Source organism: Streptomyces sp. adm13(2018) (assembly GCF_008042145.1).
Classification (GTDB): Bacteria; Actinomycetota; Actinomycetes; order Streptomycetales; family Streptomycetaceae; genus Streptomyces.
The window spans coordinates 1-4,958 of sequence record NZ_RDBH01000090.1; the positions used below are offsets into that span (position 1 = coordinate 1).

A 4,958-nucleotide genomic window follows, 5' to 3' on the forward strand; every position below is an offset into this window, starting at 1 on the left:
GCCGCAGGCCCCCGCCGGACACCGTAAGCGCCCCGCCGCGCCGACCACCCCCAAGACCACCACCGCCCCGCACTCCGCGGCCGCGCGCATGCGGGCCCGCGTCGCGGCGCTGCCGCCGGCCCTCGACCTTCCCGGCGTCGACGAGGCGGAGGCCGCCCGCGACCCCCGGACCCACGGCGACGGAGAGTTCGGACTGCGCCACCTGCTGCGCGGCCACCGCCTGCCGCTCGCCCTCGGCCTCGCCCTGGTCGTCGCSGACGCGCTCGCCGGACTCACCCTGCCCCTCGTCCTGCGCCAGGGCATCGAGGGCGGTGCCCACCACCTCGCCCTCGGCGCCGTCGCCACGGCCTCCCTCACCGCGCTGGCCCTCGTCCTCGCCCAGTACGCCGTCCAGTGGGCCGCGGTCCGGGTCACCGGACGCACGGGGGAGCGGCTGCTGTACGGCCTGCGCATCCGAGTCTTCGCGCACCTGCACCGCCTGGGGCTCGACCACTTCGAGAACGAGGCGTCCGGCCGCACCCTCACCCGGATGACCACCGACGTCGACTCGCTCTCCTCCTTCCTCCAGACCGGTCTGATCGGCGTCCTCGTCAGCCTCCTCACCCTGGCCGGCGTGCTCGTCGCGCTCGGCGCCGCCGACGCCGGGATGCTCCTCGTCGTCCTCGCCGTCCTCCCGCCGATCGCCCTCGCCACCATCGCCTTCCGCCGCGCCTCCGCACGCAGTTACGCGGACGCCCGGGAACGGCTCGCCGTCGTCAACGGTGCCCTCCAGGAGAGCGCGGCCGCCATGCGCACCGTGCAGGCGTTCCGCCGCGAGGACTCCGTCGTCACCGCCTTCGCCCGGCACAGCGACGCCTACCGGCGCGCCCGCGTCCGCGGCCAGCTCCTCTCCGCCCGCTACTTCCCCTTCATCCAGCTCCTCGCCGCCTGCGTCACCGCCGTCGTCCTCGCCGTCGGAGCGCACCGGGTGGCCGCGGGCACCATGACGGTCGGCGCCCTCGTCGCCTACCTCCTCTACCTGGACCTCTTCTTCGTCCCGGTGCAGCAGCTCTCCCAGCTCTTCGACGGCTACCAGCAGGCCCAGGTGTCCCTGCTGCGGATCCGGGACCTCCTCCGGCTGCGCAGCACCACCCCGAACGCCGCCGACGCACGCCCCGTCCGCTCCCTGCGCGGCGAACTGGTCTTCGACGACGTCGACTTCCACTACCGCGACGGCCGCCCCGCGCTGACCGGGATCCGGCTGCGCATCCCGCAGGGCCAGACCGTCGCCTTCGTCGGCACCACCGGCGCCGGCAAGTCCACCCTCGTCAAGCTTGCCGCCCGGTTCCACGACCCGACCCGCGGAACCGTCCGCGTCGACGGGACCGACCTGCGCGACCTGGACCTCACCGCCTACCGCAGACGGCTCGGCGTCGTCCCCCAGGAGCCCTACCTCTTCGCCGGAACCGTCCGCGAGGCCATCGCCTACGGCCGGCCCGACGCCACCGACGCCGAGGTCATCGACGCCGCCCGCAGGGTCGGCGCCCACGACACCCTCAGCGGCCTCGACTCCGGCTACGACCACCGCGTGACCGAAGGCGGGCACAACCTCTCCGCCGGACAGCGACAACTCGTCGCGCTGGCCCGCGCGGAACTCGTCCGCCCGGACGTCCTCCTGCTCGACGAGGCCACCGCCGCCCTGGACCTCGCCACCGAGGCCCTGGTCAACCGGGCGACCGAACGCCTCGTCAGCGGCCGCACCGCCCTGATCGTCGCCCACCGCCTCAGCGTCGCCTCCCGCGCCGACCGCGTCGTCGTCGTCGACGACGGCCGCATCCGGGAGGACGGCACCCACGACGAACTCCTCGCCCTGGACGGGATCTACGCCGCACTGTGGCGCGCCTCCCAGGGGCACCCACCCGCGGCGGTCCCCGCCCCGCGCCCCGCGACCCTCACCCACGACTCCTACGAACGGAACGCTTCATGAGCGCCACCATCCGACCGGCCGGCCCGGACGCCCCGGCCGACCACCGGCCCCCGCGCGTCGTCCTCGCCCAGCCGCGCGGCTTCTGCGCCGGAGTGCGCCGCGCCATCGGCATCGTGGAACGCGCCCTCGACCTCCACGGCGCCCCGGTGTACGTCCGCAAGGAGATCGTCCACAACCACCACGTCGTGGCCGAGCTGGAGAAGCGCGGCGCCCGCTTCGTCGACAGCGAGGAGGAGGTGCCCGAGGGCGCCGTGTGCGTCTTCTCCGCCCACGGCGTCTCCCCGGCCGTCCGCAGCGGCGCCGCCGACCGCCGGCTCGAAGTCATCGACGCCACCTGCCCCCTGGTCTCCAAGGTCCACCAGGCCGCCGTCCGCTACGCCCGCGACGGCCGGACCATCCTGCTCGTCGGCCACGCCGAGCACGAGGAGGTCGAAGGCGTCCGCGGCGAGGCCCCCGAGCGCACCATCGTCGTCGAGAACGAGGACGATGTCGCCGCCCTCGACCTCCCGAACGACACACCCGTCGCCTACCTCACCCAGACCACCCTCTCCTTCGATGAGACCCGCCGGGTCGTCGACGCCCTGCGCGCCCGCTTCACCGACCTCGCCGGCCCCGCCGACGGCGACATCTGCTACGCCAGCCAGAACCGCCAGAACGCCGTCAAGTCCCTCGCCCGCCACAACGACCTCGTCCTGGTCGTCGGCTCCCGGAACTCCAGCAACTCGATCCGGATGGTCGAGGTCGCCCGCGAACACGGCAGCGCCGCCCACCTCGTCCCCGACGCCGGCCACCTCGACGAGACCTGGCTCCCCGGAGTCTCCAGCATCGGCATCAGCTCCGGCGCCAGCGCCCCGGAGATCCTCGTCCGCGGGCTCGTCGACCGGCTCGCCGCACTCGGCTGGCACGACGTCGAACTGGACGACGGCATCGCCGAGGACGTCGTCTTCTCCATGCCCGCCCGGCTGGCCGACCCGGTCACCGGCCGGGTACCCCGGACCCCTCTGGCCGATGAGGCCCTGTGACCAGAACAGGATCTGTCATGACGTCGATCGCGTCGGTCCACGGACCCGACGACCTCCGCACCCTCACCCCCGCGCAGACCGAGGAGCTCGCCGCGGACATCCGGCACCTCCTCGTCGAGGAGGTCACCCGCACCGGCGGCCACCTCGGCCCCAGCCTCGGCGTCGTCGAGCTCACCCTCGCCCTGCACCGGGTCTTCGAGTCCCCGCGCGACCAGATCCTGTGGGACACCGGGCACCAGACCTACCCCCACAAGATCATCACCGGCCGTGCGAACGCCTTCGGCACCCTGCGCCAGCCCGGCGGCCTCTCCGGCTACCCCTCGCGCGCCGAGTCCCCGCACGACGTCATCGAGAACTCCCACGCCTCCACCGTCCTCTCCTACGCCGACGGCCTCGCCAAGGCCCACCGACTGACCGGTGCCACCGACCGCGCCGTCGTCGCCGTCATCGGCGACGGCGCCCTGACCGGCGGCATGGCCTGGGAGGCACTCAACAACCTCGCCGACGGCGCCGACCGCCCGGTCGTCGTCGTCCTCAACGACAACACCCGCTCCTACGCCCCCACCGTCGGCGGCATCCCGGCCCACCTGGCCCGCCTGCGCACCGAGGACCGCCCCCCGCACTCCGTCTTCGAGAACCTCGGCCTCGCGTACGTCGGCCCCGTCGACGGCCACGACATCGAAGCCCTCGAAGAGGCCCTCCGCCACGCCGCCGGACTCGGCCGGCCCGTCGTCGTCCACTGCGTGACCGAGAAGGGCCGCGGTCACGCCCCCGCCGAACAGGACCGACGTCTTCGGGGACGAACTCGCCGCCCTCGGCGCCCGCTGCCCCGACGTCGTCGCCCTCACCGCGGCCATGCTCGCCCCCACCGGCCTCACCGCCTTCGCCGAACGCTTCCCCGACCGCACCTTCGACGTCGGCATCGCCGAGCAGCACGCCGTCACCTCCGCCGCCGGCCTCGCCCTCGGCGGACTGCACCCCGTCGTGGCGGTGTACGCCACCTTCCTCAACCGGGCCTTCGACCAGATGCTGCTCGACGTCGCCCTGCACCGCGCCCCGGTCACCTTCGTCCTCGACCGGGCCGGCGTCACCGGCGACGACGGCGCCTCCCACAACGGAATGTGGGACCTGCCGCTGTTCCAGATGGTCCCCGGCCTGCGCGTGGCCGCCCCCCGCGACGCCGCCACCCTGCGCCGCGCCCTGCGCGAGGCCCTCGCGATCCAGGACGGCCCGACCGCGCTGCGCTTCCCCAAGGGATCCACCGGCCCCGACCTCCCCGCCGTCGCCACCCTCGACGGCATGGACGTCCTGCGCCGCGCGGACGCCGACGCCCCGGACGTCCTGCTCGTCTCCGTCGGCGCGATGGCCGGGGTGTCCCTGGAGGCGGCCGACCGCCTGGCGGAGCACGGCTTCGGCGTCACCGTGGTCGACCCCCGCTGGATCGCCCCCGTCCCCACCGCCCTCGTGGAACTCGGCCTCGGCCACTCGCTGGTCGCCACCGTCGAGGACGGCGGCCGCAGCGGTGGCGCCGGGGCCGCCCTCGCACAGGCCCTCGCCGACGCGGGCGCCCGCACCCCCGTCCGTACCTTCGGACTGCCTCAGCGCTTCCTCGACCACGGCCGTCGCGACGACATCCTCGCCGCCCACGGACTGACCGGCCGCCACATCGCCCGCGCCGTCGTCGACGGTGGCGACCAGCGAGTGGCCGAGGCCGAGTTCCACGAGGGCGGTGGGGACGGGGGCGATCCCGCGTCGTCCTGGGAGGGGCAGGCCACCCGTACGATGTCGCAGCCCGCGGCGGTGAGTTCGGCGATCTGTTGGAGCGTGGCGTTGACGTCCGAGGTGAGTGTCGTCGTCATCGACTGCACCGAGATCCGATGTCGCAGCCCGCGGCGGTGAGTTCGGCGATCTGTTGGAGCGTGGCGTTGACGTCCGAGGTGAGTGTCGTCGTCATCGACTGCACCGAGATC

Annotated in this window: 2 protein-coding genes and 2 pseudogenes; 3 read left to right on the forward strand and 1 reads right to left on the reverse strand. The window is 74.2% G+C overall.

The genetic code is table 11. From position 1 onward, the window contains the following. The 3 genes and pseudogenes from EAO70_RS08185 to EAO70_RS08195 all read left to right on the forward strand — a co-directional run. Positions 1–1,966: ABC transporter ATP-binding protein (locus EAO70_RS08185; RefSeq protein ID WP_148002347.1), on the forward strand; the 1,966-nt coding region annotated here is incomplete at its 5' end. After that, positions 1,963–2,988, forward strand: a complete 1,026-nt coding sequence (ispH, locus tag EAO70_RS08190; RefSeq protein ID WP_148002348.1) for a 4-hydroxy-3-methylbut-2-enyl diphosphate reductase — start codon at positions 1,963–1,965, stop codon at positions 2,986–2,988. The genes EAO70_RS08185 and ispH, both read left to right, overlap by 4 nt. 17 nt (positions 2,989–3,005) lie before the next feature. After that, positions 3,006–4,746: pseudogene (locus tag EAO70_RS08195) on the forward strand (1-deoxy-D-xylulose-5-phosphate synthase); the annotation flags it as partial. On the opposite strand, the pseudogene EAO70_RS39025 reads toward EAO70_RS08195, so the two are convergent. Next, a pseudogene (locus tag EAO70_RS39025) lies at positions 4,725–4,847 on the reverse strand (flavodoxin-dependent (E)-4-hydroxy-3-methylbut-2-enyl-diphosphate synthase); the annotation flags it as partial. The pseudogenes EAO70_RS08195 and EAO70_RS39025 overlap by 22 nt on opposite strands. Positions 4,848–4,958: the final 111 nt, after the last annotated feature.

Coding starts and splice junctions, on each gene's coding strand:
- ispH (WP_148002348.1), top strand. CDS start 1,963: ATGAGCGCCACCATCCGACCGGCCGGCCCGGACGCCCCGGCCGACCAC.